Source organism: Pseudomonas nitroreducens TX1, from assembly GCF_000313755.1.
GTDB lineage: Bacteria > Pseudomonadota > Gammaproteobacteria > Pseudomonadales > Pseudomonadaceae > Pseudomonas > Pseudomonas nitroreducens_A.
Genome location: NZ_AMZB01000132.1, coordinates 12,472 through 38,134 on the forward strand (window position 1 = coordinate 12,472; position 25,663 = coordinate 38,134).

General features: G+C 65.2%; 28 protein-coding genes. 9 read left to right on the forward strand and 19 right to left on the reverse strand.

The window, feature by feature from the left end; genetic code table 11:
• Window positions 1-298: 298 nt before the first annotated feature.
• From C167_RS0124785 to C167_RS0124795, 3 genes are all read left to right on the forward strand, one after another.
• Window positions 299-2,392 carry a molybdopterin oxidoreductase family protein gene (locus C167_RS0124785; protein ID WP_017521009.1) on the forward strand — a complete coding sequence of 698 codons (2,094 nt, stop codon included), beginning with the start codon at window positions 299-301 and terminating at the stop codon, window positions 2,390-2,392.
• A 132-nt stretch (window positions 2,393-2,524) separates the two neighbouring features.
• Window positions 2,525-2,851, forward strand: a complete 327-nt coding sequence (gene grxD, locus C167_RS0124790) for a Grx4 family monothiol glutaredoxin (protein WP_017521010.1) — start codon at window positions 2,525-2,527, stop codon at window positions 2,849-2,851.
• A 61-nt stretch (window positions 2,852-2,912) separates the two neighbouring features.
• Window positions 2,913-4,076, forward strand: a complete 1,164-nt coding sequence (locus C167_RS0124795) for an MFS transporter (RefSeq protein WP_017521011.1) — start codon at window positions 2,913-2,915, stop codon at window positions 4,074-4,076.
• Window positions 4,077-4,122: 46 nt separating this feature from the next.
• Here the strand turns inward: C167_RS0124795 and bfrB are convergent, their stop codons facing one another.
• Window positions 4,123-4,599 carry a bacterioferritin BfrB gene (gene bfrB, locus C167_RS0124800; protein WP_017521012.1) on the reverse strand — a complete coding sequence of 159 codons (477 nt, stop codon included), beginning with the start codon at window positions 4,597-4,599 and terminating at the stop codon, window positions 4,123-4,125.
• A 220-nt stretch (window positions 4,600-4,819) separates the two neighbouring features.
• A complete protein-coding gene (locus C167_RS0124805) occupies window positions 4,820-5,035 on the reverse strand; it encodes a bacterioferritin-associated ferredoxin (RefSeq protein WP_017521013.1) in 216 nt (71 codons plus the stop codon).
• Window positions 5,036-5,301: 266 nt separating this feature from the next.
• Here C167_RS0124805 and C167_RS0124810 point away from each other — a divergent pair, with 266 nt between their 5' ends.
• Complete coding sequence (locus C167_RS0124810) at window positions 5,302-5,904, forward strand: peroxiredoxin (RefSeq protein WP_017521014.1); 603 nt, start codon at window positions 5,302-5,304, stop codon at window positions 5,902-5,904.
• Window positions 5,905-5,965: 61 nt separating this feature from the next.
• Here the strand turns inward: C167_RS0124810 and rnt are convergent, their stop codons facing one another.
• Window positions 5,966-6,646, reverse strand: coding sequence for a ribonuclease T (gene rnt, locus C167_RS0124815; protein ID WP_015476175.1), 681 nt, complete (start codon window positions 6,644-6,646; stop codon window positions 5,966-5,968).
• A complete protein-coding gene (pyrC, locus tag C167_RS0124820) occupies window positions 6,643-7,689 on the reverse strand; it encodes a dihydroorotase (protein ID WP_017521015.1) in 1,047 nt (348 codons plus the stop codon). Before pyrC ends, rnt begins: the two co-directional genes overlap by 4 nt.
• Before the next feature lie 138 nt (window positions 7,690-7,827).
• Between pyrC and C167_RS0124825 the strand changes: the two genes are divergently transcribed.
• From C167_RS0124825 to ppnN, 4 genes are all read left to right on the forward strand, one after another.
• Complete coding sequence (locus C167_RS0124825) at window positions 7,828-8,823, forward strand: flagellar protein MotY (protein ID WP_037006342.1); 996 nt, start codon at window positions 7,828-7,830, stop codon at window positions 8,821-8,823.
• Between the two features lie 132 nt (window positions 8,824-8,955).
• On the forward strand, window positions 8,956-10,173 hold the full coding sequence (locus tag C167_RS0124830) for an argininosuccinate synthase (RefSeq protein ID WP_017521017.1): 1,218 nt from the start codon (window positions 8,956-8,958) through the stop codon (window positions 10,171-10,173).
• 95 nt (window positions 10,174-10,268) lie between these two features.
• A complete protein-coding gene (gene gloA / locus C167_RS0124835) occupies window positions 10,269-10,661 on the forward strand; it encodes a lactoylglutathione lyase (protein WP_017521018.1) in 393 nt (130 codons plus the stop codon).
• Between the two features lie 297 nt (window positions 10,662-10,958).
• Window positions 10,959-12,350, forward strand: a complete 1,392-nt coding sequence (gene ppnN, locus C167_RS0124840) for a nucleotide 5'-monophosphate nucleosidase PpnN (protein ID WP_017521019.1) — start codon at window positions 10,959-10,961, stop codon at window positions 12,348-12,350.
• A gap of 407 nt (window positions 12,351-12,757) precedes the next feature.
• On the opposite strand, the gene C167_RS0124845 is transcribed toward ppnN, so the two are convergent.
• The 10 genes from C167_RS0124845 to C167_RS0124890 all read right to left on the reverse strand — a co-directional run bounded on the left by C167_RS0124845 (window position 12,758) and on the right by C167_RS0124890 (window position 20,108).
• Entirely contained in the window at window positions 12,758-12,940 is a 183-nt protein-coding gene (locus tag C167_RS0124845; protein WP_017521020.1) for a PA3496 family putative envelope integrity protein, read from the reverse strand.
• Between the two features lie 107 nt (window positions 12,941-13,047).
• A complete protein-coding gene (gene nth, locus C167_RS0124850; protein ID WP_017521021.1) occupies window positions 13,048-13,686 on the reverse strand; it encodes an endonuclease III in 639 nt (212 codons plus the stop codon).
• Window positions 13,683-14,396: an electron transport complex subunit E gene (locus C167_RS0124855; RefSeq protein WP_017521022.1), complete on the reverse strand. Its 714-nt coding sequence runs from the start codon at window positions 14,394-14,396 to the stop codon at window positions 13,683-13,685. Before C167_RS0124855 ends, nth begins: the two co-directional genes overlap by 4 nt.
• Complete coding sequence (rsxG, locus tag C167_RS0124860; protein WP_017521023.1) at window positions 14,389-15,024, reverse strand: electron transport complex subunit RsxG; 636 nt, start codon at window positions 15,022-15,024, stop codon at window positions 14,389-14,391. Before rsxG ends, C167_RS0124855 begins: the two co-directional genes overlap by 8 nt.
• Entirely contained in the window at window positions 15,021-16,061 is a 1,041-nt protein-coding gene (locus C167_RS0124865) for an RnfABCDGE type electron transport complex subunit D (protein WP_026079262.1), read from the reverse strand. The genes rsxG and C167_RS0124865 overlap by 4 nt, the downstream gene beginning before the upstream one ends.
• Window positions 16,061-18,382 carry an electron transport complex subunit RsxC gene (gene rsxC, locus C167_RS0124870; protein WP_017521025.1) on the reverse strand — a complete coding sequence of 774 codons (2,322 nt, stop codon included), beginning with the start codon at window positions 18,380-18,382 and terminating at the stop codon, window positions 16,061-16,063. Before rsxC ends, C167_RS0124865 begins: the two co-directional genes overlap by 1 nt.
• A complete protein-coding gene (rsxB, locus tag C167_RS0124875; RefSeq protein ID WP_017521026.1) occupies window positions 18,379-18,933 on the reverse strand; it encodes an electron transport complex subunit RsxB in 555 nt (184 codons plus the stop codon). Before rsxB ends, rsxC begins: the two co-directional genes overlap by 4 nt.
• On the reverse strand, window positions 18,930-19,514 hold the full coding sequence (gene rsxA, locus C167_RS0124880; protein ID WP_017521027.1) for an electron transport complex subunit RsxA: 585 nt from the start codon (window positions 19,512-19,514) through the stop codon (window positions 18,930-18,932). Before rsxA ends, rsxB begins: the two co-directional genes overlap by 4 nt.
• A 37-nt stretch (window positions 19,515-19,551) precedes the next feature.
• Entirely contained in the window at window positions 19,552-19,863 is a 312-nt protein-coding gene (locus C167_RS0124885) for a CcdB family protein (RefSeq protein WP_017521028.1), read from the reverse strand.
• On the reverse strand, window positions 19,863-20,108 hold the full coding sequence (locus C167_RS0124890; protein WP_017521029.1) for a type II toxin-antitoxin system CcdA family antitoxin: 246 nt from the start codon (window positions 20,106-20,108) through the stop codon (window positions 19,863-19,865). The genes C167_RS0124885 and C167_RS0124890 overlap by 1 nt, the downstream gene beginning before the upstream one ends.
• 148 nt (window positions 20,109-20,256) lie before the next feature.
• Here C167_RS0124890 and C167_RS33395 point away from each other — a divergent pair, with 148 nt between their 5' ends.
• Entirely contained in the window at window positions 20,257-20,778 is a 522-nt protein-coding gene (locus tag C167_RS33395; protein WP_157791872.1) for a hypothetical protein, read from the forward strand.
• Here C167_RS33395 and C167_RS34910 read toward each other — a convergent pair.
• From C167_RS34910 to metG, 5 genes are read right to left on the reverse strand one after another with little or no spacing between them, the layout of a single operon-like run.
• Entirely contained in the window at window positions 20,772-21,170 is a 399-nt protein-coding gene (locus tag C167_RS34910) for a DUF350 domain-containing protein (RefSeq protein WP_017521031.1), read from the reverse strand. The two genes, C167_RS33395 and C167_RS34910, sit on opposite strands and share 7 nt — an antisense overlap.
• 9 nt (window positions 21,171-21,179) lie before the next feature.
• Window positions 21,180-22,295, reverse strand: coding sequence for a glutathionylspermidine synthase family protein (locus tag C167_RS0124905; RefSeq protein WP_017521032.1), 1,116 nt, complete (start codon window positions 22,293-22,295; stop codon window positions 21,180-21,182).
• Complete coding sequence (locus tag C167_RS0124910; protein WP_017521033.1) at window positions 22,295-22,624, reverse strand: hypothetical protein; 330 nt, start codon at window positions 22,622-22,624, stop codon at window positions 22,295-22,297. Before C167_RS0124910 ends, C167_RS0124905 begins: the two co-directional genes overlap by 1 nt.
• On the reverse strand, window positions 22,621-23,424 hold the full coding sequence (locus C167_RS0124915; RefSeq protein WP_017521034.1) for a DUF4349 domain-containing protein: 804 nt from the start codon (window positions 23,422-23,424) through the stop codon (window positions 22,621-22,623). The genes C167_RS0124910 and C167_RS0124915 overlap by 4 nt, the downstream gene beginning before the upstream one ends.
• A 25-nt stretch (window positions 23,425-23,449) precedes the next feature.
• Window positions 23,450-25,483: a methionine--tRNA ligase gene (gene metG, locus C167_RS0124920; protein ID WP_017521035.1), complete on the reverse strand. Its 2,034-nt coding sequence runs from the start codon at window positions 25,481-25,483 to the stop codon at window positions 23,450-23,452.
• Between the last annotated feature and the right edge of the window lie 180 nt (window positions 25,484-25,663).

Genomic DNA, 25,663 nt, shown 5'->3' on the forward strand with positions numbered 1-25,663 from the left:
TTATTCTCAGAATCAGGCCGAGGTACCGACCGGCTTTCGTGAGAAAAAACGGGCTGAACCTGCGGCGGGACCGCATGGAGCGGGAAATTGGGGAAGGCGCGATCCTATAAGGAAATGACGGATATACGCAAGTTTCGCCCGGAGGCCCCGTCGGGCGGGGCTTCAACATGGTCGTTCCTGATGCCCCACGATTCACCCGACGGAAGCTGGTGGTGCTTCGCCAGGCCAGGATTCATAGTGCTTGCGACCCCGCGACCGGCCCCATGAGGCGCCGGCGAGAACAATAACGAGGCGAGCCATGAGCAAGACCCTCCACCACCGTGCGTGCCACCTGTGCGAGGCCATCTGCGGCCTGACCATCGAGACCGAGGATGAACGCATCCTCTCGATCAAGGGCGACGCCCAGGACAGCTTCAGCCGCGGCCACATCTGCCCCAAGGCGGTGGCGCTGCAGGACATCCAGAACGATCCGGACCGCTTGCGCCAGCCGGTGCGACGCGTCGGCAACGAGTGGCAGCCGATCGGCTGGGACGAGGCCTTCGAGCTGGTCGCCACGCGGCTTGCCGAGATCCGCGAGCGCCATGGCAATGACGCCGTTGCCGTGTACCAGGGCAACCCCAGCGTGCACAACTACGGGCTGATGACCCATAGCAACTACTTCCTCGGCCAGTTGAAGACCCGCAACCGCTATTCGGCGACTTCTGTCGACCAACTGCCGCACCACCTGGTCAGCCAGCAGATGTTCGGCCATGGCCTGCTGATCCCCATTCCCGACATCGACCACACCGATTTCATGCTGATCCTGGGCGGCAACCCTCTGGCCTCCAACGGCAGCATCATGACCGTGCCGGATGTGGAAAAACGCCTGAAGGCCTTGAGGGCGCGTGGCGGCAAGCTGGTGGTGGTCGACCCCCGTCGCACCGAGACGGCGGCCATTGCCGACCAGCACCTGTTCGTCCGCCCCGGCGAGGACGCCGCGCTGCTGCTGGGCATCCTCGACACGCTGCTGAGCGAGGGCCTGACCCGGGAAACCCACTTGCCGGTGAATGGCCTGGAAGCGGTACGCGAAGCGCTGGCGCCGTTCAAGGTCGATGCCATGGCGGCGCGCTGCGGTGTGCCGGCCACTGACATCCGCGAGCTGGCAAGGGCCTTCGCCGCCGCCGACAAGGCGGTCTGCTACGGCCGCATGGGGGTTTCCACCCAGGTCTTCGGCAGCCTGTGCCAGTGGCTGGTGCAATTGATCAACCTGGTCACTGGCAACCTCGACCGCGTCGGCGGCACCCTGTGCACCACACCGGCAGTGGATCTGGTGGCGACCACCGCGGGCGGCGCCTTCAATCGCTGGCAGAGCCGCGTGTCCGGCCTGCCGGAATATGGCGGCGAGCTGCCGGTGGCAGCGCTGGCCGAGGAGATGCTCACCGAAGGGGAAGGGCAGGTGCGTGCGCTGGTGACGGTGGCCGGCAATCCGGTGCTGTCCACGCCCAATGGCCGTCGTCTGGAGCAGGCGCTGGACGGCCTGGAGTTCATGCTCAGCGTCGACCTGTACGTCAACGAGACCACGCGTTACGCCGACCTGATACTGCCGCCCACTGCACCGCTGGAGCATGATCACTACGACACCACCTTCAACGTCTTTGCGGTGCGCAACGTTACCCGTTTCAACGAAGCGATCCTGCCCAAACCCGAAGGTGCCCTGCATGACTGGGAAATTTTCGTTGGTCTGGCCAAGGCCTACGCCACGCGCATGGGCATCGAACTGAAACCCACCATGGCGCCGGAACTGATGATCGAGATGGGCCTGCGCGTCGGCCCTTACGGCGATGCCAGCGAGTTCAAGCTCAATCTTGCCCGGCTGCGCGAACACCCGCATGGGCTGGACCTGGGGCCGCTGCAGCCGAACCTGGCGCCCCGTCTGAAGACCGCCAGCCGCAGCATCGAGGCGGCGCCCGACCTCTTCCTGGGCGACCTGCGCCGTTTCGCCGACACCCAGTCGCCGGCCATCGATCAGCTGCTGCTGATCGGTCGCCGGCACGTACGCAGCAACAATTCGTGGATGCACAACTATCACCGCCTGGTGAAGGGCAAGCCGCGCCACCAGTTGCTGATGCACCCGCAGGATCTTGCTTCGCGCGGGCTGGTGGATGGTCAGAAAGTGCGCGTTCGCTCGCGGGTCGGCAGCATTGAGATCGAGGTCGCTTCCAGCGATGAAGTCATGGCCGGCGTGGTCAGCCTGCCCCACGGCTGGGGCCACGGGCGGCCGGGCGTGCAGCTGTCCATCGCCCGCGAGCAGGGCGGAGCCAGCGCCAACGACCTGACCGACGAGCGCCATCTGGATGCGCTCTCCGGCAACACCGCGCTCAACGGCGTTCCGGTGGAAGTCGAGGCAGCCTGACGAGCTGACGCACGTCACCTGCAAAGCCGAGCGTTGCACTCGGCTTTGCAGTACAATGCGCAGTACCGTGCCGGCCTATGCCCCGAGAGGCGACTGCCGGGTCAGTGTCTGATAGTTAAGCCGAGGAAGTTCATGGATATCATCGATACCATCAAAGAGCAGATCTCCAGCAACCCCGTTCTGCTGTACATGAAGGGTTCGCCGAACGCTCCCCAGTGCGGTTTCTCGTCCCGCGCCGCGCAGGTGCTGATGGCTTGCGGCGAAAAGTTCGCCTATGTCGACATCCTGCAGAACCCGGAAATCCGCGCCAACCTGCCCAAGTACGCCAACTGGCCGACCTTCCCGCAACTGTGGGTCGGTGGTGAGTTGGTCGGCGGCAGCGATATCCTGGCCGAGATGTTCGAGAAGGGTGAACTGCAACCGCTGATCAAGGACGCCGTGAGCAAGGCCAACGCCTGAGTCTTTCGTGCTGTTGCACAAAGCCCCGCCTTGGCGGGGCTTTGTTTTTGGGAAGGAAAAAATGACTGAACAGACGCGGGCCAACGCCGCGCGCTGGGCGTGCGGATACTGCTTCGCCATGGGCGGGATGGTCCATGGCAGCGTCATGGGGCGGGTGCCAGCTCTCAAGAGCATGACCGGGGTTGACGAACAGCAACTGGGCCAGGCCCTGCTGGGTGCGGGCTTCGGCGCGCTGCTGGCGTTTGCCTTTGCCGGCGCGCTGGTGCGCCGCTACGGCAGCCGGGCGATCACGGTGATTTCGGGGCTGGCGCTGATGGCGACCTTCCCGCTGCTCGGGCTGGCGCAGGACGTCTGGGTCCTGGCGGCGGGCTTTCTAGCCGTCGGCCTGACCTTCGCGACCATGGACGTGGCGATGAACACCCAGGCGGTGGAAGTCGAACGGCGCCTCGGCCGTCCGTGCATCTCCAGCCTGCATGGCATGTACAGCCTGGGCGGCCTGGTGGGTGCTGTCGGCGCGGCGGCCTTCGCCGACCTGGCGCCGATCTGGCACTTCAGCCTGCTGGCGCTGATCGCCGTGGCGATACTGCCGTTCTTCGCACGCAACCTGTTCGAGGGCCGTCCCGAGCCCATGGAGGAGGAGGCGCCGGCCCAACGTGGCTGGCGCCTGCCGCCACCGGCCCTGATCGGCCTGGGGCTTTTGACGCTCTGCGCGTTTGTTTCCGAAGGGGCGGTCGCCGATTGGGGCGCCTTGCTGTTGCATCAGGTGCTGGGAGCGTCCGAGCGCCTGGCTGCACTGGGCTTCGCGGCGTTCTCCGCAACCATGGTACTGGGCCGGCTGTTCGGTGATCGCCTGCGTGTACGCTTTGCCGACGAGGCGCTGGTGCGCAACCTGGCACTGCTGGCCATTGCGGGCATGCTGCTGGCGCTGTTCAGTCCCTGGGTCGCTGGCGCGATTGCCGGTTTCGCCCTGGTGGGCGCGGGACTGTCGGTGGTAGTGCCGATCCTCATCGGCGCGGCGGGCAACCGGCCGGGCATCGAACCTTCGCGCGGCGTGGCGGCGGTGGCGTCGTTCGGCTATGGCGGTTTGCTGCTGGGGCCGCCGCTGATCGGCTTCCTCGCCGAACATGTGGGCTTGCGCCTGTCGCTACTGGTGGTGATCGGGTTGTGCGCGGGCCTGGTGTTCAAGGCCGGGCTGGTGCGTCGTCCGCCCAAGGCGAACGTCTAGAAGGGAAGGGCACCGGCGTCCACATCAGCGCCGGTGCCTTTTTTCATCAGTCGTCTTCGTGCATGTGCGACTGCAGGTAGTTCTCCAGGCCGACTTTCTGGATCAGGCCCAGCTGGGTTTCCAGGTAGTCGATGTGCTCTTCCTCGGACTCGAGGATGTCCTTGAGCAGGTCGCGGCTGACGTAGTCATGCACGCTTTCGCAATGCACGATGGCGTCGCGCAGGTCCTTGCAGGCCTTGAGCTCCAGGTTCAGGTCGCACTGCAGCATTTCCTGGGTGTTCTCGCCAATCAGCAGCTTGCCCAGGTCCTGCAGGTTGGGCAGGCCTTCGAGGAACAGGATGCGTTCGATGAGCTTGTCGGCGTGCTTCATCTCATCGATGGACTCGTGGTACTCGTGCGCACCGAGGCGCTTCAGGCCCCAGTCGTTCCACATGCGCGAGTGCAGGAAATACTGGTTGATGGCGATCAGCTCGTTGCCGAGGATCTTGTTCAGATGCTGGATGACTTTCTTGTCGCCTTTCATGCCGGAGTCCTGCCGTGTGGAGTGGGAGAGAGTGAAATTCTCGCGCCCTTATAACCATCTGTCAAACATAAGTCCTTGAATTTGTTATAAAAAGGAATATGAATGCGAATGTTTTCATTCCGCAACTTGACGCTAAGACACTGAATTACGGGCATAAAAAAACCGGGCCACGGCCCGGTTTCTGCGGAATTTCAACTGAATCGATCAGCGGTATTTTTTCTCAACCCGCCGCGTAGGCCAGGTTGTAGTTCATCGCCTGGGCGCCCTGCAGTTCGCCGAGGGTCTCCCGAACCACCTGTTTGGCCAGGCAGGCGCACTTGCCGCACTGGGTGCCGACACCGGTGCATTCGCGCACCTCGCGGTAATTGCAGGCGCCGTCGTAGATCGCATCGCGGATCTGGGTATCGGTAACACCGTTGCAGAGGCAGACGTACATGGTTGCACTACAGTCGCTGTGGGGTTGTTGGAAACGATACTAATAATAATGAGAATGATTGTCAAAATTTGTGCGGGTCACTTTTGGCGCTCTCCGATAAATGGTTGATCGCTCAATGGCTTAGCGCTGAAACCCGCATGGATGAAGGCGTGGCGTGTTGCGGTGTATGATGACTGCCCCACTGAGCGGCAGCCCCTCAAGCCCGGCAGATTCGACTGGGCAGCAGGCTTTTCGCTCCCTAGCGCCTCACCATCAAGGAGAAGGAAATGAGCGTACTCGTAGGTAAGAAAGCTCCCGATTTCAATGTTGCCGCCGTGCTGGGCACCGGCGAGATCGTCGACAGCTTCGTGCTGTCCGAAGCCATCAAGGGCAAGTACGGCCTGGTGTTCTTCTACCCGCTGGACTTCACTTTCGTCTGCCCGTCCGAGCTGATCGCCCTGGACCACCGTATCCCCGAGTTCCAGGCGCGCAACGTCGAGGTGATCGGTGTTTCCATCGACTCCCACTTCACCCACAACGCCTGGCGCAACACCCCGGTAGACAAGGGCGGCATCGGCCCGGTCAAGTACACCCTGGCCGCCGACATTACCCACGAGATCGCCAAGGCCTATGACGTCGAGTCCGAAGGCGGCGTGGCTTTCCGCGGCGCCTTCCTGATCGACCAGAACGGCGTGGTGCGCTCGCAGATCGTCAACGACCTGCCGCTGGGCCGCAACATGGACGAGCTGCTGCGCCTGGTCGATGCCTTGCAGTTCACCGAGGAGCACGGCGAAGTCTGCCCGGCCAACTGGAAGAAGGGCGACAAGGGCATGACCGCCTCGCCCGAAGGCGTTGCCGCCTACCTGGCCGAGAATTCCAGCAAGCTGTAAGGCTGTTCGTGTGTAAAAAAAGCCCCGCAATCGCGGGGCTTTTTCTTTCAGGAAGGCTCGATCAGTGATCGTCTTCCATCCAGCCGCCGAATTCCTTCCAGCGGTTGACGATGCCGCAGAACAGCTCGGCGGTCTTCTCGGTGTCGTAGCGCGCGGAGTGGGCCTCGCGGTTGTCGAACTCGATGCCGGCGGTCTGGCAGGCCTTGGCCAGCACGGTCTGGCCATAGGCGAGGCCGGCCAGCGTCGCGGTGTCGAAGCTGGAGAACGGGTGGAACGGGTTGCGCTTCACGCCGCTGCGGTTCACCGCGGCGTTGAGGAAGCCCAGGTCGAAGCTGCTGTTGTGGCCGACCAGGATGGCCCGCTTGCAGCCGTTGGACTTCAACGACTTGCGTACGCCACGGAAGATCTCGGTCAGCGCCTGCTCTTCCGGCACGGCCATGCGCAGCGGGTGGTCCAGCTTGATGCCGGTGAATTCCAGGGCGGCCTGCTCGATGTTGGCGCCTTCGAAAGGCTCAACGCGGAAGAAGTAGGTGTGCTCCGGGAACAGGTAGCCGCTCTCGTCCATGCCAATGGTGACGGCAGCGATTTCCAGCAGGGCGTCGGTGCCGGCGTTGAAGCCGCCGGTCTCTACGTCCACGACCACCGGCAGGTAGCCACGGAAGCGACGCGCCATCGGGTGGCGCGGGCCGGGCGGGAAGGAACCGTCGAGTTCTTCCTCGAAGATTTCGTTCTCGTCACTCATGCCTCGGTCTCCAGCAGGCGCCAGCGCAGTTTTTCACCAGCACGCAGCGGGATCACGTCGAAGTCGCCGAACGGCAGGGCCGCCGGGGCTTCCCATTCTTCGCGGACCAGGGTGATGCGGTCGCTGTTGCGCGGCAGGCTGTAGAAGTCCGGGCCGTGGAAGCTGGCAAAGCCTTCCAGCTTGTCCAGCGCATTGCGCTGCTCGAAGGCTTCGGCGTACAGCTCGATGGCGGCGTAGGCGGTGTAGCAGCCGGCGCAACCGCAGGCGGCTTCCTTTGCATGGCGCGCGTGCGGAGCCGAGTCGGTGCCGAGGAAAAACTTCGGGCTGCCGCTGGTGGCCGCATCCAGCAGGGCTTCCTGGTGGGTGTTGCGCTTGAGGATCGGCAGGCAATAGAAGTGCGGGCGGATGCCGCCAACCAGCATGTGGTTGCGGTTGTACAGCAGGTGGTGCGCGGTGATGGTGGCGCCGACGTTGGCCGGGGCGGCCTTGACGAAGGCGGCGGCATCGCCGGTGGTGATGTGCTCGAAGACCACCTTGAGGGTCGGGAAACGCTCGACCACTCGGGCCAGGTGCTCGTCGATGAAGCGCTTCTCGCGGTCGAAAACGTCGACTTCGGCGCGGGTCACCTCACCGTGCACCAGCAGCGGCAGGCCGACCTCGGCCATGGCTTCGAGCACATGGAAGATGTTGTCGACACTGGTGACGCCGGAATCGGAGTTGGTGGTGGCGCCGGCCGGGTACAGCTTGGCGGCGTGCACGAAGCCGGAGGCCTTGGCGGCGCGGACTTCCTCGACGCTGGTGCGGTCGGTGAGGTAGAGCACCATCAGCGGCTCGAAGCGGCTGCCGGCCGGGCGGGCGGCGAGGATGCGCTGGCGGTAGGCGTCGGCTTCGGCGGCGGTGCGCACCGGCGGGACCAGGTTCGGCATGATGATGGCACGGCCGAAGGTGCGGGCGGCATCGCCGACGGTTTGCGCGAGTGCGGCGCCGTCGCGCAGGTGGATGTGCCAGTCGTCGGGGCGCAGGAGTGTCAGGCGGTCGGACATGCGGATTCCAGGGGTGCGGTTGCAGCGGGAAGAGGGGGAAATGCTACCGGAAAAGGCCGCCGCCGGCACTCGCTATCAAGTTTTGCCAGCGCCGACCGATAGATTGTGGGACGCCTTTTTACCTGTGTGGATGCCACCGTGCGCCAGTCTTCTCTTCTTCTGCTCACACTTTGCGCAAGCCTGCCGGCCTGGGGGCTGACCTTCCAGCCGCGCCTGGAGAGCGCTCAGTGGACGGTGGCGGGGGATCAGTTCGAGTGCCGGCTGTCGCAGAGCGTGGGGGCCTTCGGTGTGGGGGAGTTCGTCTGGCGTGCCGGTGAACAGCCCACTTTCCGCCTCAAGTCGCAACAGGGCTGGCTGGACACCGGTTCGGCGACCCTGCTGGCCGCCGCGCCGCCATGGCGGCCGGGGCAGGGCGACCTGAACCTGGGCTCGGTGCGCGTAGGCGCTGGCGATGTACCGTTCAACAGCACCCAGCAGCAGGCCGGGCGACTGCTTGGCGGGCTGCTGGAAGGCCGTACGCCGGAAGTCCGCCATCGCACGCGTACCGGCGAGAGTCTGCTGGTGCGCCTGCTGCCGACGCGTTTCGCCGACGGATATGCGCAGTTCCAGGACTGTTCGACAAAGATGCTTCCGGTCAACTTCGACCAGGTGCGCCAGAGCCAGGTCGGCTTCCCCGACGGCGGCACCGAAGTCGACCCGCTGGGGCGCGCCAAGCTGGACATCATCCTGCAATACATGAAGGCCGATCCTACGGTGAACCGCATCGAACTGGATGGCCACTCCGACAACAGCGGCAACCGCCTGGCCAACCGTGAGGCCTCGCGCCGGCGCGCCGTCGCCGTGATGGAGTACCTCAAGGCCAACGGCGTGGCGGAATCGCAGATCACCGTGCGCTTCTATGGCGAGCGCTACCCGCTGGTGAAAAACAACTCCGCCTCCAACCGCGCGAAGAACCGCCGCGTGACGGTGAACCTGTCCCGCGAGGCGGTCGTCGAGCAGGCTCCCGCGGAAGCTCCGCCAGCCACCTCCGCACCGGCGCCCGCCGCCAGCGCACCGGCTCAGGGCACCCCCGCAGCGCCAGCCGCCAATGCCGCCAACCCACCTGCTACCCCGCCCGCTGCACCCAAGGGCTGAGCTGCGGCGCCGGGTCGCACAGACGATAGTATTTGTCGCTTTGTCGTCAAAAGCTGTCGCCCCTCTGTAAATTATTCCGAGCGGACAGTAGAATCGGCCCCTTTCGTGACAACCCCCGTGGAGTTGAGTGGCATGGCGGACGTGAAGAAGGTAGTCCTGGCGTATTCCGGTGGCCTGGACACCTCCGTAATTCTGAAGTGGCTGCAGGATACCTATAACTGTGAAGTGGTGACCTTCACCGCCGACCTGGGTCAGGGCGAGGAGGTCGAGCCGGCCCGCGCCAAGGCCAAGCAGATGGGCGTGAAAGAGGTCTTCATCGAGGACCTGCGAGAAGAGTTCGTCCGTGACTTCGTCTACCCGATGTTCCGTGCCAATACCGTCTACGAGGGCGAGTACCTGCTGGGTACTTCCATCGCACGTCCGCTGATCGCCAAGCGCCTGATCGAGATCGCCAACGCCACCGGCGCTGACGCCATCTCCCACGGCGCCACCGGCAAGGGCAACGACCAGGTGCGCTTCGAACTGGGTGCCTACGCGCTCAAGCCGGGCGTGAAGGTGATCGCTCCCTGGCGCGAGTGGGACCTGCTGTCCCGCGAGAAGCTGATGGACTACGCCGAAGCCCACAACATCCCGATCGAGCGCCACGGCAAGAAGAAATCGCCGTACTCCATGGATGCCAACCTGCTGCACATCTCCTATGAAGGCGGCGTGCTGGAGGACACCTGGACCGAGCACGAAGAAGACATGTGGAAGTGGACCGTCTCCCCGGAGAAGGCCCCTGACACCGCGACCTACATCGAGCTGACCTACCGCAAGGGCGACATCGTCGCCATCGACGGCAAGGACATGACTCCGGCCCAGGTCCTGACCGAGCTGAACCGCATCGGCGGCGCCAACGGCATCGGCCGTCTCGACATCGTCGAGAACCGTTACGTCGGCATGAAGTCCCGCGGCTGCTACGAGACCCCCGGCGGCACCATCATGCTCAAGGCGCACCGCGCCATCGAGTCGATCACCCTGGACCGCGAAGTCGCTCACCTGAAGGACGAGCTGATGCCGCGCTACGCCAAGCTGATCTACACCGGCTACTGGTGGAGCCCGGAGCGCGAGATGCTCCAGCAGATGATCGATGCCTCCCAGGAACACGTGAACGGCGTCGTGCGCCTGAAACTGTACAAGGGCAACGTCATCGTGGTCGGCCGCAAGTCCGACGACTCGCTGTTCGACGCCAACATCGCGACCTTCGAGGAGGACGGCGGCGCCTACAACCAGGCCGATGCCGCTGGCTTCATCAAGCTCAACGCGCTGCGCATGCGTATCGCCGCGAACAAGGGCCGCAAGCTGTTCTGATAAGCTTGCGTCTCCCGTGACAAGCAGACCCCGGCCACGAGCCGGGGTTTGTGTTTATAAGCCCACTATCCGGGCACCTGATGAGGAAAGAACCGATGAGACTGCTGCACACCATGCTGCGCGTCGGCGACATGGACAAATCCATCGCCTTCTACACCGAAGTCCTGGGCATGACCCTGCTGCGCCGCAAGGATTACCCGGACGGCCAGTTCACCCTGGCCTTCGTCGGCTACGGCAACGAGGACGACAACAGCGTCATCGAGCTGACCTACAACTGGGGCGTGGACAAGTACGAGCTGGGCACCGGCTATGGCCACATCGCCCTGGAAGTGGCCGACGTCTACAAGGCCTGCGAAGACATCCGCTCCCGTGGCGGCAAGATCACCCGCGAGCCGGGCCCGATGAAGCACGGCACCAGCATCCTGGCCTTCGTCGAGGACCCGGACGGCTACAAGATCGAGCTGCTGAGCCCGCAACGCAAGGATTGATCCTGCATCTTCACGCAGACCTCCTGACGAGAAACCCCGCCACCCTGGCGGGGTTTTTCTTTCTGGCTGTCATCAGAAAGTCACCCCAGCGTTCATACTCAAGGGGCATCGACGTCGGACGCGTCGATTGCGGAAGCAGTTTCCGCCATTCGCTTGTCACAGTCAGAAGGAGCGCGCTGCGGGCTGGAGAATCCCCGCCGCGACGCCCCCGGCAGTGACGGCCGAACGGACGGCCGCATCGATTTATCGGAAGGCCCCGCGCTTTGACGCCCGGCTTCCATCGTCAAGGAATACAGCATGTCCCCAAGACCGGTTAACAACGCCTCGGTCAGCCCCAAGGGCAGCCTCGAAACCCTCTCCCAACGTGAAGTCCACCAGCTCAGCGAAGCGGGCTCTGGCAGTACCTACAAACTCTTTCGCCAGTGTGCCCTGGCCATCCTCAACACGGGCACGCAGATCGACAACGCCAAGCACATCCTCGATGCCTACCGCGACTTCGAGCTGGAAATCCACCAGCAGGACCGCGGCGTGCGCCTGGAACTGTTCAACGCGCCGGCCGACGCCTTCGTCGATGGCGAGATGATCGCCAGCACCCGTGAAATGCTGTTCAGCGCCCTGCGCGACATCGTCTACACCCAGAATGCGCTGAACAGCCGACGCTTCGGCCTCGACAGCTCGGCCGGCATCACCGACTACGTCTTCCACCTGCTGCGCAACGCGCGCGCCCTGCACGCCGGCGTGGAGCCGAAGATCGTCGTGTGCTGGGGCGGCCACTCCATCAGCACCAACGAGTACAAGTACACCAAGAAGGTGGGCCATGAGCTGGGCCTGCGCAGCCTCGATGTCTGCACCGGCTGCGGCCCGGGCGTGATGAAGGGCCCGATGAAGGGTGCCACCATCGGCCATGCCAAGCAGCGCATCACTGACGGCCGCTACCTGGGGCTGACCGAGCCGGGGATCATCGCCGCCGAGGCGCCGAACCCCATCGTCAACGAACTGGTGATCCTGCCGGACATCGAGAAGCGCCTGGAGGCCTTCGTCCGCGTCGGCCATGGCATCATCGTATTCCCCGGCGGCGTGGGCACGGCGGAGGAATTCCTCTACCTGCTGGGCATCCTCATGCATCCTGAGAACCAGGACATGCCGTTCCCCCTGGTGCTCACCGGCCCGCGCAGCGCGGCGGCGTACATCGAACAGCTGCATGCCTTCGTCGGTGCGACCCTGGGCGAGGCGGCGCAGAAACGCTACCGCATCATCATCGACGACCCGGCGGAAGTAGCGCGGGAAATGAGCACTGGCCTCAAGCGGGTCAAGCAGTTCCGCCGCGAGCGCAACGATGCCTACCACTTCAACTGGCTGCTGAAGATCGACGAAGGCTTCCAGCGCCCGTTCGAACCGACCCACGAGAACATGGCAAGCCTGGACCTGGGCCGCGACGTGCCGCCCCACGAGCTGGCGGCGAACCTGCGCCGGGCCTTCTCCGGCATTGTCGCCGGCAACGTGAAGGAACATGGCATCCGCATGATCGAGGCGTTCGGCCCCTACGAGATCAACGGCGACGCCGCCATCATGGAACCCCTGGATGCCCTGCTGCAGGCCTTCGTCGAACAGCACCGCATGAAGCTGCCGGGTGGTGCGGCCTACGAACCGTGCTACCGCGTGGTGCAGCGCGCGAGCGTCGCGGTGTGACCCTGTAGGCGACTGTGTCTTCTTCTTGCCCTGGGTGCCTGCGATTTCCCTCTCCCTAACCCTCTCCCTGAAGGGAGAGGGGACTTTCCGGTGCGCAGTAAAACCCCTGTGCTTGCCGGCGGTTTCTGCGTTATCCGAGAGCACCGAACGACTGCCTCTCCGTGAAGTGAGAGGGGCCTTTCCGGTGCGCATGGAAAGCCCTGCGCTTGCCGGCGGTTTCTGCGTTATCCGGGAGCACCGAACGATTCCCTCTCCCTTCAGGGAGAGGGCTGGGGAGAGGGCAAGCCCGGGCTTAGAGGGCGGGCCATGCCTGGATCGCGAGCAAGCTCGCTCTACGAAGAGCAGAAAACAAAAGCCCCGCCAGGATGCGGGGCTTTTTCATGCGGGTACTTCGTTCAGGAGAAGGCTTACAGATCGAAATCGTAGTCGGACAGTTGGCGCTGCAGGCGACGCTCTTCCAGGTAGTTGTCGATGATGCGGCGCTTGGTCAGGTTGGTCTTGGCGACCTCTGCTGTGGCTTCTGCGCCGTCATCGCTGTCGTCTGTGCTGACATCGTCCTCGAGTTCGAGGTCTTCTTTGTCGTTTGCCATTCAGTGCACTCCACAACACGGGGTGTGTTGGCGCCCCTTATAACGACAAAGGGCCAAGCGGTAAAAAAGATTTTTTCAATCGGCCTGAAGGAATTTTCCCATAACGCTCAATCGTCCGAAGTCTTGTGCTTGAACTCGCACAAGTCCTCGATTCGGCAGCTACCACACTGCGGCTTGCGCGCCTTGCAGACGTAGCGCCCATGCAGGATCAGCCAGTGGTGCGCATCCAGCAGGTATTCCTTGGGCACGAACTTGAGCAGCTTGCGCTCCACCTCCAGCACGTTGCGCCCCGGTGCGATGTTGGTGCGGTTGGAGACGCGAAAGATGTGCGTATCCACTGCCATCGCCGGCTGTCGGAAAGCCGTGTTGAGGACCACGTTCGCGGTCTTGCGGCCCACCCCCGGCAAGGCTTCCAGGTCTTCGCGATTCTCCGGCACCTTGCCGCCGTGCTTCTCGATGAGGATGCGGCAGGTCTCGATGGTGTTCTTCGCCTTGCTGTTGTACAGGCCGATGGTCTTGATGTACTCGGACAAGCCTTCCACACCGAGGGCGTAGATCGCCTCCGGGGTATTGGCCACCGGATAGAGCTTGGCGGTGGCCTTGTTCACCCCGACGTCGGTGGCCTGGGCGGAGAGCAGCACGGCAATGAGCAGCTCGAAGGGCGTGCTGTAGGCCAGCTCGGTTTCGGGGTTGGGATTGTCTTCCTTGAGTCGGCGGAAAATCTCCGCGCGCTTGGCGGCATTCATTCGATCACTCCGGTCACGCGGACGCGTGGGCGCTCGGTTGCGGGCTCGTCGCCCGCTGGCGTCTTGGCGCGGTCCGCCAGGCTTTCATCGATACGGTTTTTCAGGGCAATCAGCAGGCCCAGCGCCAGGAAGGCGCCGGGCGGCAGCACGGCCAGCAGCAGCCCCTGGTAGCCAGGGATCTGTAGCTTCCACTCGGCGGCGCTTGGGCCGAACAGCAGGTCCATACCGGCGAACAGCGTGCCGTGGCCGAGCAGCTCGCGCAGTGTGCCGATGGCCAGCAGGACGAGGGCGAAGCCCAGCCCCATCATCAGTCCGTCGAAGGCCGAGCGCACCACGTTGTGGGTCGAGGCGAAGGACTGAGCACGGCCGAGGATCACACAGTTGGTGGTGATCAGCGGCACGAAGATGCCCAGCACTTCGTACAGCTCATAGCGCCACGCCTGCATCAGCAGCTCGACGCAGGTGGTCAGGGCGGCTATGACCAGCAGGAAGGCCGGCAGGCGCACGGCCTCGCTCAGCGTGCCGCGGATCAGCGATACGGCGACGCTGGAGCAGACCAGCACGAAGAGTGTCGCCAGCCCCAGGCCGAAGGCATTGACCATGGAGCTGCTGGTGCCCAGCAGCGGACACAGGCCGAGCAGTTGCACCAGGCCGGGGTTGTTCTTCCACAGGCCCTGCAGGGCGATTTCGCGGTAACCGGGATTATTCATGCTTTTCTCCCGAGGCGGCGGGGGCGAGCAGCTCCGACTTGTGCGCATCGAAGTACTGCAGCGCCAGGTGCGTGGCCTTGACCACCGCACGCGGGGTCACGGTGGCGCCAGCAAATTGATCGAACTGGCCGCCGTCCTTCTTCACGTTCCAGCCGGCGTCGGCCGGGTCGCTCAGCGAGCGGCCGTCGAAGCCGTGCAGCCAGTCGCTCTTGCCCAGTTCGATACGGTCGCCCTGGCCCGGTGTTTCGTGATGGGCCACGACCCGCACGCCGAGCAGATGGCCCTGTACGGTTACGCCCACCAGCAACTGGATCGAGCCGCCGTAACCATCCCGCGCCACGGGCTGGAGCACGACTGCGGTGGGCTGCCCCTGCAGCCGGGCGATGTAGGCGGGCGCCGGCTCGTCGCGGCCCAGCAGCTTGGGATCGAAGACGCTGACCTGGGTTTCCAGCGGGTGGTTGTCGTAGCTGCCACTGGGCAGCAGCGCCAGCAAAGCACGGCCACGCGCTTCGCGCTGGGCGGTGTCGATGCGCTGGGCGGTGAATTGGTGAACGGTCGCCACCACGCCAGTGGCGATCAGTGCGACCATGCCTAGCGCCAGGATGCTCTTGAGCAACTCGCGGTTCATCGATCACCCGCCTTGAAGCCGCGCTCGGGCTTCTTGTGCCCGTAGGTGCGCGGGCGGGTGAAGTAGTCGAGGGTCGGTGCGGCGAGATTCATCAGCAGCACGGCGAAGGCCAGTCCGTCGGGGTAGCCGCCCCAGGCGCGGATCACGTAGGTGAGCATGCCGACGCCGATGCCGAACAGCAGCCGGCCGCGGTGGCTGGTGGCGCCGGAGACCGGGTCGGTGACGATGAAGAAGGCGCCCAGCATGGTCGCGCCGCTGAACAGGTGTAGCAGCGGTGAGCCGTGGGAGTCGGAGCCGGAGCCATTCCAGAACAGCAGGCTCATGACGAACAGGCCGCCGAGCATGCCCACCGGCGCGTGCCAGGTGAACAGCTTGCGCCAGAGCAGGAACAGCCCGCCGGCGAGGAAGGCCAGGTTGACCAGTTCCGCACCGCGTCCGCCGACGCTGCCGAAAGCCGGCGATTGCGCCAGCAGTTCCTCCATGGTCAGGCTGTGGTTGTTGCGCACCACGTCCAGTGCCGTCGCGCCGACCCAGGCGTCCGGGCCCTGGCTGGCGACGCCGAGGATCTGCCGCAGGCCCTCGACGACACCCAGGGCGTTGTCCGGCGCGGGCCACTGACTCATCAGCTGCGGGAAGGACACCAGCACCACCGCATAACCCACCATCGCCGGGTTGAACGGGTTCTGTCCTAGGCCACCATACAGGTGCTTGCCGAAAATCAGCGCGAAGACCGTGGCGACTGCGCTCAACCACCAGGGCGAGTAGGGCGGCAGGGCGAGGGCGAGCAGAACGGCGGTGACCAGGGCACTGCCGTCCTTGAGGAACAACGTCACCGGGCGGTCGCGCAGCCTGAGCATCAGCGCTTCGGTGGAGAGGGCGAGCAGGCTGCACCAGAGCAGGTTGAACAGGGGGCCGACGCCGTACAGGCCGATCAGTACCAGCGCGCCCGGTGCGCAGGCAGCCAGCAGCGTCAGCATCACTCTCTGCGTGCGGTTCGTGCCGGTGGCGTGGGGCGAGCTGATGGGTGGCAGCCTCATCAGGAAGTCTCACCACTGGCATCGGCAACGGCACATTCCGCCGCCTGCAGGCGCTCGCGGGCGGTGGCCAGCGCCGGCTCGCCAGCGCCTTCGCGTTCGAGCTTCTTAAGGTCGGCGCGGGCGTAGGCCAGTTCGGTCTTGGCGGCGCGCAGGGCATCGGTGATCGGGCGCTTGTCGGTTCGCACGAGGTCGGGCGGCGCCTTGCCGCTGGCGTCCTCGGCAGCGTGCAGCGCGGCTTCTGCGGCGCTGAGCGTCTGGCGGATCGCTTCCAGCTCTGCGGCGGAGGCACCTTCGCGCTCAGCGGCGCGCAGGGCATCGCGCTGGGTGATGTAGTTCAGCTTGGCCCGGCGCAGGCCGAAAATGCCGTCGGCGGGCTGCTCGGCTTGCGGTTCGGTGGGCATGGTGGTTCCCTGCAATTCGTTGAGTTGACGCTCGATGCGTTCGACATCCGCGCGCAAGGCGTCGAGGGTGGCGCGCTGCTCGTCGCTGGGCGATTCGCCGAAGGCCTTCTCGGACTTCTTCAACTGCGCCCGGGCCATGGCAGCATCGATCCTGGCCTTTTTCAGCGCCGCTTCGTCCGTGAAGGGGGCTGCCGTGGATGCCGGCTCCGCGCTGGCGCTTTGCGCTTGGGCCCCGGCCAGCGCGGCCCTGGCCTGTTCGGCGGCGCTGCGCAGTTCGGCGACCTGGCTGCGCAGTTGCTCGGTGTCGTGGGCGGCCAGTTGCTTCTCGGCTTTCTTCAGTGCGACCTGCGCCATGCTCGCCTCGATCTTCAGCCGCTTGAGCTGGTCGGGCGCGTTGCCCACGGACTTCTCGGCCTTCACCCGGTCGATCACCGATTGCGCGGCCGGCGCGGCGGGCGCCTCCACTTCGGGCCGCTGTTCCTGCACACGCGCGGCGCGCTCCTGACGAGCCAGGCGGTCGACGGTGCGCTGTTCTTCGTCGCGGCGCAGGCGCTCCTGGCGTTGCTCGAAGCGCAGACGCCACTGCTCGGCCTTCAGCTGGCGTTGTTCCAGCTCGCGGATATCGGCCTTGGACGCGCGATAGTACTGCACCAGCGCAATGCTCGACGGGCAGACGTAGGCGCAGGCGCCGCACTCGATGCAGTCGAACAGGTTGTGCGCGATCAACTGGGCGTGGTCTTCGGCAAAGAAATACAGCTGCTGCGGCAGCAGGCTGGCAGGACAGACCTGAGCGCAGTCGCCGCAGCGGATGCAGGGCATCTCTGGCTGCGGTGGCGGAAGTTCCTCGCGGGTGGCGGCCAGCAGGCAGTTGGCGGTCTTGATCAGCGGCACGTCCAACGACGGCAGGCTATCGCCCATCAGCGGGCCGCCGAGGAGCAGGCGGTCAAGCTTGGCGCGGTCGAGGCCGGCGAAGTCCAGCAGCTCGCCGACGGGCGTACCGATCAGCGCTTCGACGTTGCACGGGCGCGCCAGTGCGGCGCCGGTCAGGGTGGTGATGCGGGAGATCAGCGGCCTCCCGCGCAGCACGGCGTCGGCCACGGCGACGGCGGTGCCGACGTTCACGCAGAGCATGCCGATGTCCGCCGGCAGCCCGCCGGAGGGCACTTCGCGGCCGGTGAGAACCTGGATCAGCTGGCGCTCGCCGCCGGATGGGTAGCGGGTCGGGATCGGTTGCAGGCGGATCGGCCGCTCGCCGATGGCGGCCTGCACGGCGGCGATGGCCTCGGGCTTGTCGTCCTCGATGCCGAGCAGCACCTGCTGCGGCTGGAGGATGTGCATCAGCACCTCGATGCCCTCCACCAGTTCGGCGGCGCGCTCGCGCATCAGCAGGTCGTCGGCGCTGATATAGGGCTCGCACTCGGCGCCGTTGATGATCAGGGTGTGCAGGTCGTCCTGCGCGCGAGCGGCGAGCTTGGCGGCAGTGGGGAAGCCGGCGCCGCCGAGCCCGGCGATGCCCGCCCGGCGAATGCGCTGCAGCAGTTCGAGTCCGGAGAGGGACGCATACGCGGGGGTGGGCTCCAGCGACGTCCACTCCTCCGCGCCGTCGCAGTCGATGACGATGGCGGGCGCGCAAAGGCCGGAGCCGTGTGGATAGGGTCGTTCGCTGATCTCGACCACAGTGCCGGACGTCGGCGCATGCAGCGCGGCGCTGATGGTGCTGCCAGGCTCGGCGATCAGTTGGCCCTTGAGTACGCGCTGGCCCACTTCGACGCTTGGCACGGCGGGTTCGCCGATATGTTGCCGCAGCGGCAGCACCAGGCGGCGCGGTAGCGGCGGCTGCTGGATTGCTGTGGCAGTGGACTGCCGCTTGTTGGCCGGTAACGTCAGGCCACCGGGGAAGTTCCAGACCTGAGCGTTCATGCCGCCCGCTCCCGGTCGGTCTGGATCAGCCGGCCCTGGGGCAGCGGCCATTTCCAGTCGACGACTCGCAGCGGCAGGTCGCGCATCTCGATGCAGTCCACCGGGCAGGGTTCCAGGCACAGGTCGCAGCCGGTGCATTCGTCGGCTATCACCGTGTGCATCAGCTTGGCCGCACCGACGATGGCGTCCACCGGGCAGGCGCGGATGCACTTGGTGCAGCCGATGCACTCCGCCTCGCGGATGTAGGCCACGCGCAGCGGCGTCTCTTCGGGGGCGTCCAGCGGCAATGGCTCGACGTCCAGCAGTTCGGCGAGGGCGGCGATGGTCGCAGCGCCGCCGGGCGGGCACTTGTTGATCGCATCCCCCTCGGCGATGGCCTGGGCGTAGGGCTTGCAGCCTGCGTAGCCGCACTGCCCGCACTGGGTCTGCGGCAGCAGGTCGTTGATCTGCCCGGCGATGGATTCGTCGGCGACTTTCATTCGTGCCGCAGCCACGCGAAGCGCCACGGCGCCGGCGAGGCACGCCATTACGATCAGCAGCGCCGCGATCATGGCTTGAGCAAACCGCTGAAGCCCATGAATGCCAGGGACATCAGCCCGGCGGTGATCATGCCGATGGCCGCACCCTTGAACGGCTTGGGCACGTCGGCGATGGCGATGCGCTCACGCAGTGCGGCGAACAGCACAAGCACCAGGGTGAAGCCCAGCCCGGCGCCGAAACCCTGCAAGGTCGATTGCAGGAAGCCGAACTCGGCCTTGCGCGCATTGAGCAGCGCCACGCCGAGCACGATGCAATTGGTGGTGATCAGCGGCAGGAAGATGCCCAGCGTACGGGCCAACAGCGGGCTGGTCCTGTTCACCAGCAGTTCGGTGAACTGCACCATCATGGCTATCACCAGGATGAAAGCGATGGTACGCAGGTACTCCAGGTCCAGCGGTTGCAACACGTAGCGTTGCAGGATGTAGCTCGACGCGGAGGCGAGGGTGAGCACGAAGGTGGTCGCCAGGGCCAGCGCGAGCGCCGTCTCGATCTTGCGCGACACGCCCATGAACGGGCAGATGCCAAGAAACTGCACCAGCACGAAGTTGTTGACCAGGATGGCGCTGACCAGGATCAGGGCGAGTTCGGTCATGGCTGGCGATCCGGGCACAGGCGTGGGGTGTTCATGCTCAGATTCCGCTGATCAACAGGTCGATGGCGGCGATGATCTCCAGGCGCAGGTGCGCCAGGCTACCCACCGGCTCACCCAGCTCGCGGCGGGCGATGCCGGCCATCTGCGGGGTCAGCATCAGGAGCGTCTCGTCGCCGACGCATACTTCCGGCATCAACCGATTGATTCCGGCCAGACCCTTGGCGCGGCTGAGCGGGATCACCATGCGCGTGTTCAGCGAGCCCAGCAGGTCGCTCTGGACGTCCAGCAGCAGCGGGATCGCCTCACGGGTGCGCGGGTTGGCGTTGCGGTACAGGTCGAACTGCTTCATCAGAAGCTCCGCAGTCCGTCGCTGAACACGCCGGCTTCCTCGACATGCTGGTTGTAGGTTTCGATGGCTTCGCGGTTCTGCTCCAGCCAGCGCTGGCCCAGGCGCTCCTTGACCACATCGGCCAGCGCCTCCTCCAGCACCGCCGAAAGGTTCACGTCCAGTTCTCGGGCCTGTTTCAACAGGTCGCTGTTGAGGCTCAGGTTGGTGGCTTTCTTCGGCGCCTGGGGGTCGTAGGTCGTGTGCATGGGCACCTCCACGGTAGATGCGCATAGGTTATGCGCATTGCTGGTCAGGTACAATTGTCCGGTGCTGTAAATCAGTTGCGGTGCCAGGCACGGCGGGAGGAATATCGGCGGCTGTCCCACCTGCTCGGTTTCTCCCATGGACCTGCCCATGCTCCGACGATTCACCACCCTCTGCCTGCTGTTCTCCAGTGCCCTGGCCTCGGCGGCGCCCTTTACCACGGCTGACCTGGTCAGTTGGCCGCGGATGAATGTCGCCGACTTCGCCTGCCTGCTGGAGCAGCGCACCGGCCGCGCCGATGCGCAATTCAGCTGCGCCGCCAGCAGGAAGCTGAGCAACTGGGGTGACGCCTGCCATCCCACGGATCTCAGCTACGCCGGCCCGCAGCTACCGGAAGCGCTGGTGCGCCAGATCGATCGGCGCATTTCGGCGGTGGACCTGGACTGGGAGTTCGGCCGCCTGCAATCGGTCAACGTCACCTTCGACAGGATCATGTCCGACGAGGAAGTGACCGATATTTTCCCGGACGTGAACCTGGACGATCCCACTTCCCGGGCCAACCTGAGCAACGCCTCGCTGCAGGGTTGCGCCGAGGATGCGTCGTGCCTGTATCTGGAAGGCTTCGAACATCTGGGAGCGGCGGATGTGGAGTGCGAGGAAGCCCCTCAGTAAGTCATGCAGGCGGCGTTGAGCAGCCCCACGCACAGCGAGGCGCCGCCCAGGAATACGCCGTGGGCCAGGGTGTCGCTTTCGATACCGCTCTTGAGCTCCGGCACCAGGCGCGAAAGGCCCAGGAACACCAGCATCTGCACCAGCATGGCGACCACCCCCCAGATCAGCATGTCGATCAGACTGACGCTGTGGGCGATGGCACTGGCCAGCGGCAGGGCGAAGCCCAGCAGGGTGCCGAGCAGCGCCACGGCGGCGCTGAGGTTGCCCTGGCGGATCAGCTGGATTTCCGCGTAGGGCGTCAGGCGGACGTAGAGACGGGTGAACAGTCCGAACAGTCCGATGGCCGAGGCGAAGTAGGCAAGGAAATTGGGCAGGGTCTGCAGCAGGTTCATGGCGGATCCTTAGACGAAATAGTGGGGAACGAAGCGGCTGCTGTCGCGGGTGATGGCGCTGGCGTCCTCGCGGATGCCCAGGCCAGCGGCCTGGCCGTCGACCACCCAGCAGCCGAGCACGGCATAGTTGCCGTCGTGGTTGGCCAGCGGTGCGTAGCCCTGGTAGATGCAGGGCGCGTCGGCGTGGGGGCCGTCGCTTTCCAGCTCCAGGTCGCCGGCGACGATGCGGATGTTCTCGCCCTCGCGGGAGTACAGCGGCTTGCGCACGTACGCACCGGGGATGTCCTGGCGGTAGCTGGCCGGCAGCAGGTTGGGGTGTTTCGGGTTGAGCTTCCAGAGGATCGGCAGCATGGCCTTGCTCGACATCAGCAGCTTCCACGCCGGTTCCAGGAAGCGGATGGCGCTGCGCTCCAGGTGCTCGGCAAAGCTGTCCTGCAGCAGCCACTCCCAGGGGTAGAGCTTGAAGCAGTGGCGGATGTCCTGCTCGTACTGGTCGATGAAGGTGCCGCGCCCGGCGTGATGGCCAATGAATTCGACCGGTAGATAACGCGTGGGCAGCCCGGCCTGATGTGCAGTATCGAGCAGGTAGAGGGCGTTGCCGGTGTCTTCCTCGTGGCCGTCGATGGCGGTGAAGTGCAGCAGGCCGTCCGGGGCTATGGCCTTCCAGCGCGCGATCAGCTTCTCGTGCAGCGAGTTGAACTGGTCGGCGGCCGGGTTCACGTCCTCCAGCCATTGCCACTGCACCACGCTGGCCTCCAGCAGGCCGGTGGGGGTATCGGCGTTGTACTCGAGCATCTTCGGCTGGCCTTCGCCGTTCCACGCAAAGTCGAAGCGGCCGTAGAGGCTCGGGTCCTGGCGCTGCCAGGAGCGGATGATTTCCTCGCGGGCGCCCGGCGGCAGGTGGAAGGGCTCGAAGTGGCCGGTGCGGATCACCCACTCCACGCATTCGAGGTAGCGCTGGTGCAGGTCTTCGCTGGCGGCCTCCAGCGTCTCGATCTGTTCGAGGCTGAATTCGTAGGCCACCGACTCGTCCCAGTAACGGCCGTCGATGCTGTGGAAGGTGAAGCCGACCGCCTCGCAGCGCTCGCGCCAGTCGGGGCGCGGCGTCATGGCCAGGCGACGCATCAGCCGCCCCCGGAGAAGCGCGCGCCGGAGTGGCCGAAGCCGCCGCGGCTGACCAGCTGGCGCGACTGCACCTGGTAGTTCTGCGCGGTCATGGGCCGCGAACCGTCCTCGTAGCTCGGCCCGCGATAGCGGCCAGAGCTGCCGCTGTACCCGCCGGAACCACCGCTGCCGGAGGGCTCGGGTTCGCAGGCGTTGGGCGTGGTGCCCCAGTCCTTCAGGCAGTCTTCGCGGTTGGCGTAGAGGTCGCGGTACACCGGGTTGTGGTGCAGCACGCTGTAGAGCACCCCGCCGGTGAGCAGGGTGGTGAAGACGAGATTGGATTTCTTCATGCTTGGTTGGTGACGCGTCGGGTTCCGAGTTTTCGCCACAGCCAGCGCAAGATCAGACCGGCGATGAGCAGCACGACCAGCAGCGGCAAGCCGAAGGCGGCCACCTGGATAGCGTTGACGGTGCCGTCGGTGAGTTCGTCGAGCGAGTTGCCGAAGGCCTTGCCGATGCGCGACCAACGGCCGGTTGGCTGGTATTCGCTGGAGAAGTCCAGGGTCAGCAGGTTGGTGGCGATGCGTCGTTGCTGTTGGGCGGAGTCCTGGCGGGCGGCGTGCAGTTGCTGTTCGACCTCGGCGGTGGCCTTGGCCAGGGCCAGCAGGTCGCTGACACTCATGTCCTTGCGGCCCTGGAAGCCTTGCAGGGTCTGGTACTCGCGTTCCAGGCGCTCGCGCAACTGCTGGTTGTCGCTGACCGCCTGGGCGAGGTCTTCGGCGCGGGTGCTGCGGCTTTGCAGTTGCCCGCCTTCGGCAGCGAGGGCAACGAGTTTTTCCACGCCTTCGGGAACGATGCGCACCACGAGATGCGCGTTCCGCATCTGGCTGTCGCCGCTCTGTTCGATGGCGATCAGCTCACACTGGCCGAAGCGGTCCTGGGTGCAGGCGTCGCGGGAGGCAGCCAGCTGCGCATCGATGCGCTCGCTGGCCAGGCGGATGCCGACCTGGTGTTCATAGGCGAGGAAGGAACCGGCTTTCGCCGCTTCCCCCTGGAAAGCGGCGCCGGAACCGGCACCGTGCTCCGAGGGAGCGCCGCAGCCGGCGAGGGCGGCGCTCAGGGCGAGCGCTGCCCCGTAGTGCAGTTTCATCGTTGGCCTCCTTGCCGTTCGATGCTTACTTGACGCGCTGGCCCGGCTTGGCGCCGCTGTCCGGGCTCAGCAGGTAGATCTCTTCGCCGCCGGGGCCGGCGGCCAGGACCATGCCTTCGGAGACGCCGAACTTCATCTTGCGCGGCGCCAGGTTGGCCACGTACAGGGTCAGGCGGCCTTCGAGCTTGCTCGGGTCCGGGTAGGCGCTCTTGATGCCGGAGAAGACGTTGCGCTTCTCGTCGCCGATGTCCAGGGACAGGCGCAGCAGCTTGTCGGCGCCCTCGACGAACTCGCACTTCTCGATCAGCGCAATGCGCAGGTCGACGGCGGCGAAAGCGTCGAAGTTGATTTCCGCGGCCAGCGGATCCTTGGTCAGTTCGCCATTGCCCTTGGGCTGGTTGGCGGCGGCGAGGTCTTCCTTGGAGGCTTCGATCATGGCTTCGATTTTCGCGGGCTCGATACGGGTCATCAGCGGGTTGAACGGGTTCAGTTGGTGGTTGGCCAGCAGTTGCTCGTGGTCGGCCCATTTCAGCGGGGCGACATTGAGGAAGGCTTCGGCGGCCTGGGCCAGCTTCGGCAGCACGGGCTTGAGGAAGATCACCAGCTGGCGGAACAGGTTTACGCCCAGGGCGCAGATGGCCTGGACTTCATCCTGCTTGCCTTCCTGCTTGTTCAGCGACCAGGGCGCCTTGTCGGCGATCCAGGCGTTGGCCTGGTCGGCCAGGGCCATGATCTCGCGCATGGCGCGGCCGAAGTCACGGGCTTCGTAGGCGGCAGCGATGCTCGGTGCGGCGCTGTGGAAGGCTTCGACCAGTTCCGGTGCGGGGTTGGCATCCACCAGCAGGCCGTTGTTGCCCTTGTGGATGAAACCGGCGCATCGGCTGGCGATGTTGACCACCTTGCCGACCAGGTCGGAGTTGACCTTCTGCACGAAGTCCTCGAGGTTCAGGTCGAGGTCGTCGACGCCGCGGCCCAGCTTGGAGGCGTAGTAGTAGCGCAGGTATTCCGGGTCCAGGTGGTCCAGGTAGGTGCGCGCCTTGACGAAGGTGCCGCGCGACTTGGACATCTTCTGGCCGTTGACGGTCAGGTAGCCGTGCACGTTCAGCGCGGTGGGCTTGCGGTAGCCGGCGCCTTCGAGCATGGCCGGCCAGAACAGTGCATGGAAATTGACGATGTCCTTGCCGATGAAGTGATACAGCTCGGCGTCGGAGCCCTGCTGCCAGTAGGCGTCGAAGTCCAGTTCCGGACGGCGCGCGCAGAGGTTCTTGAAGCTGGCCATGTAGCCGATCGGCGCGTCCAGCCAGACGTAGAAGTACTTGCCCGGCGCGTCGGGAATCTCGAAGCCGAAGTAGGGGGCGTCGCGGGAGATGTCCCACTCCTGCAGGCCGGAATCCAGCCACTCGGCGAGCTTGTTGGCCACCGAATCCTGCAGGGTGCCGCTGCGGGTCCACTGCTGCAGCATTTGCTGGAAGTCAGGCAGCTTGAAGAAGTAATGCAGCGATTCCTTGAGCACAGGAGTGGCGCCGGAGATGGCCGATTTCGGGTCTTTCAGCTCGGTGGGCGAGTAGGTCGCGCCGCAGGCTTCGCAGTTGTCGCCGTACTGGTCGGCGGTGCCGCACTTGGGGCAGGTGCCCTTGATGAAGCGGTCGGCCAGGAACATCTGCTTTTCCGGGTCGAAGTACTGGGTCACCGGGCGGGTAGCGATGTGGCCGGCTTCGCGCAGCTTCAGGTAGATCGCCGAGGACAGCTCACGGTTCTCTTCCGAGTGGGTCGAGTGGTAGTTGTCGAAGTCGACCATGAAGTCGGCGAAGTCGGCCATGTGCTCGGCGCGCACGCCGTCGATCAGCTGCTCGGAGGTGATGCCTTCGCGCTCGGCGCGCAGCATGATGGCCGAGCCGTGGGCGTCGTCCGCGCACACGTACACCGCCTGGTTGCCACGCATCTTCTGGAAGCGCACCCAGATGTCGGTCTGGATGTACTCCAGCATGTGACCCAGGTGGATCGAGCCGTTGGCGTAGGGCAGGGCGCTGGTGACGAGAATCTTGCGGACTTCGGACATGATGATCGGCCGTGACGGAAAAACGAGGGAAGTCGGCAACTATATAGGGACGTGGCTGATTTTTCACCCGTGTGCCGCCTGGGAGTAAGCCTTGGCCGTTCATGCGACCGATGATCACGAGCAAGGGCGTCACGAGAGGCGTAATATGCCCGCCTATTCTGCTCAGTCTTTCATCGGGAG

Excerpts from the sequence above, each read along its gene's own strand:
- C167_RS0124810 (WP_017521014.1), top strand. The coding sequence starts at position 5,302 with ATGAGCGTACTCGTAGGTAAGAAAGCTCCCGATTTCAATGTTGCCGCC.
- C167_RS33395 (WP_157791872.1), top strand. The coding sequence starts at position 20,257 with ATGCTCCGACGATTCACCACCCTCTGCCTGCTGTTCTCCAGTGCCCTG.
- rsxB (WP_017521026.1), bottom strand. The coding sequence starts at position 18,933 with ATGATCGCGGCGCTGCTGATCGTAATGGCGTGCCTCGCCGGCGCCGTG.
- nth (WP_017521021.1), bottom strand. The coding sequence starts at position 13,686 with ATGAATGCCGCCAAGCGCGCGGAGATTTTCCGCCGACTCAAGGAAGAC.
- rsxC (WP_017521025.1), bottom strand. The coding sequence starts at position 18,382 with ATGAACGCTCAGGTCTGGAACTTCCCCGGTGGCCTGACGTTACCGGCC.
- C167_RS0124905 (WP_017521032.1), bottom strand. The coding sequence starts at position 22,295 with ATGCGTCGCCTGGCCATGACGCCGCGCCCCGACTGGCGCGAGCGCTGC.
- C167_RS0124890 (WP_017521029.1), bottom strand. The coding sequence starts at position 20,108 with ATGCACACGACCTACGACCCCCAGGCGCCGAAGAAAGCCACCAACCTG.
- pyrC (WP_017521015.1), bottom strand. The coding sequence starts at position 7,689 with ATGTCCGACCGCCTGACACTCCTGCGCCCCGACGACTGGCACATCCAC.
- C167_RS0124885 (WP_017521028.1), bottom strand. The coding sequence starts at position 19,863 with ATGAAGCAGTTCGACCTGTACCGCAACGCCAACCCGCGCACCCGTGAG.
- C167_RS0124830 (WP_017521017.1), top strand. The coding sequence starts at position 8,956 with ATGGCGGACGTGAAGAAGGTAGTCCTGGCGTATTCCGGTGGCCTGGAC.
- C167_RS0124910 (WP_017521033.1), bottom strand. The coding sequence starts at position 22,624 with ATGAAGAAATCCAATCTCGTCTTCACCACCCTGCTCACCGGCGGGGTG.
- rsxG (WP_017521023.1), bottom strand. The coding sequence starts at position 15,024 with ATGAACCGCGAGTTGCTCAAGAGCATCCTGGCGCTAGGCATGGTCGCA.
- C167_RS0124805 (WP_017521013.1), bottom strand. The coding sequence starts at position 5,035 with ATGTACGTCTGCCTCTGCAACGGTGTTACCGATACCCAGATCCGCGAT.
- grxD (WP_017521010.1), top strand. The coding sequence starts at position 2,525 with ATGGATATCATCGATACCATCAAAGAGCAGATCTCCAGCAACCCCGTT.
- ppnN (WP_017521019.1), top strand. The coding sequence starts at position 10,959 with ATGTCCCCAAGACCGGTTAACAACGCCTCGGTCAGCCCCAAGGGCAGC.
- C167_RS34910 (WP_017521031.1), bottom strand. The coding sequence starts at position 21,170 with ATGAACCTGCTGCAGACCCTGCCCAATTTCCTTGCCTACTTCGCCTCG.
- C167_RS0124915 (WP_017521034.1), bottom strand. The coding sequence starts at position 23,424 with ATGAAACTGCACTACGGGGCAGCGCTCGCCCTGAGCGCCGCCCTCGCC.
- bfrB (WP_017521012.1), bottom strand. The coding sequence starts at position 4,599 with ATGAAAGGCGACAAGAAAGTCATCCAGCATCTGAACAAGATCCTCGGC.
- C167_RS0124845 (WP_017521020.1), bottom strand. The coding sequence starts at position 12,940 with ATGGCAAACGACAAAGAAGACCTCGAACTCGAGGACGATGTCAGCACA.
- C167_RS0124795 (WP_017521011.1), top strand. The coding sequence starts at position 2,913 with ATGACTGAACAGACGCGGGCCAACGCCGCGCGCTGGGCGTGCGGATAC.
- rnt (WP_015476175.1), bottom strand. The coding sequence starts at position 6,646 with ATGAGTGACGAGAACGAAATCTTCGAGGAAGAACTCGACGGTTCCTTC.
- C167_RS0124785 (WP_017521009.1), top strand. The coding sequence starts at position 299 with ATGAGCAAGACCCTCCACCACCGTGCGTGCCACCTGTGCGAGGCCATC.
- metG (WP_017521035.1), bottom strand. The coding sequence starts at position 25,483 with ATGTCCGAAGTCCGCAAGATTCTCGTCACCAGCGCCCTGCCCTACGCC.
- rsxA (WP_017521027.1), bottom strand. The coding sequence starts at position 19,514 with ATGACCGAACTCGCCCTGATCCTGGTCAGCGCCATCCTGGTCAACAAC.
- C167_RS0124855 (WP_017521022.1), bottom strand. The coding sequence starts at position 14,396 with ATGAATAATCCCGGTTACCGCGAAATCGCCCTGCAGGGCCTGTGGAAG.
- C167_RS0124865 (WP_026079262.1), bottom strand. The coding sequence starts at position 16,061 with ATGAGGCTGCCACCCATCAGCTCGCCCCACGCCACCGGCACGAACCGC.
- gloA (WP_017521018.1), top strand. The coding sequence starts at position 10,269 with ATGAGACTGCTGCACACCATGCTGCGCGTCGGCGACATGGACAAATCC.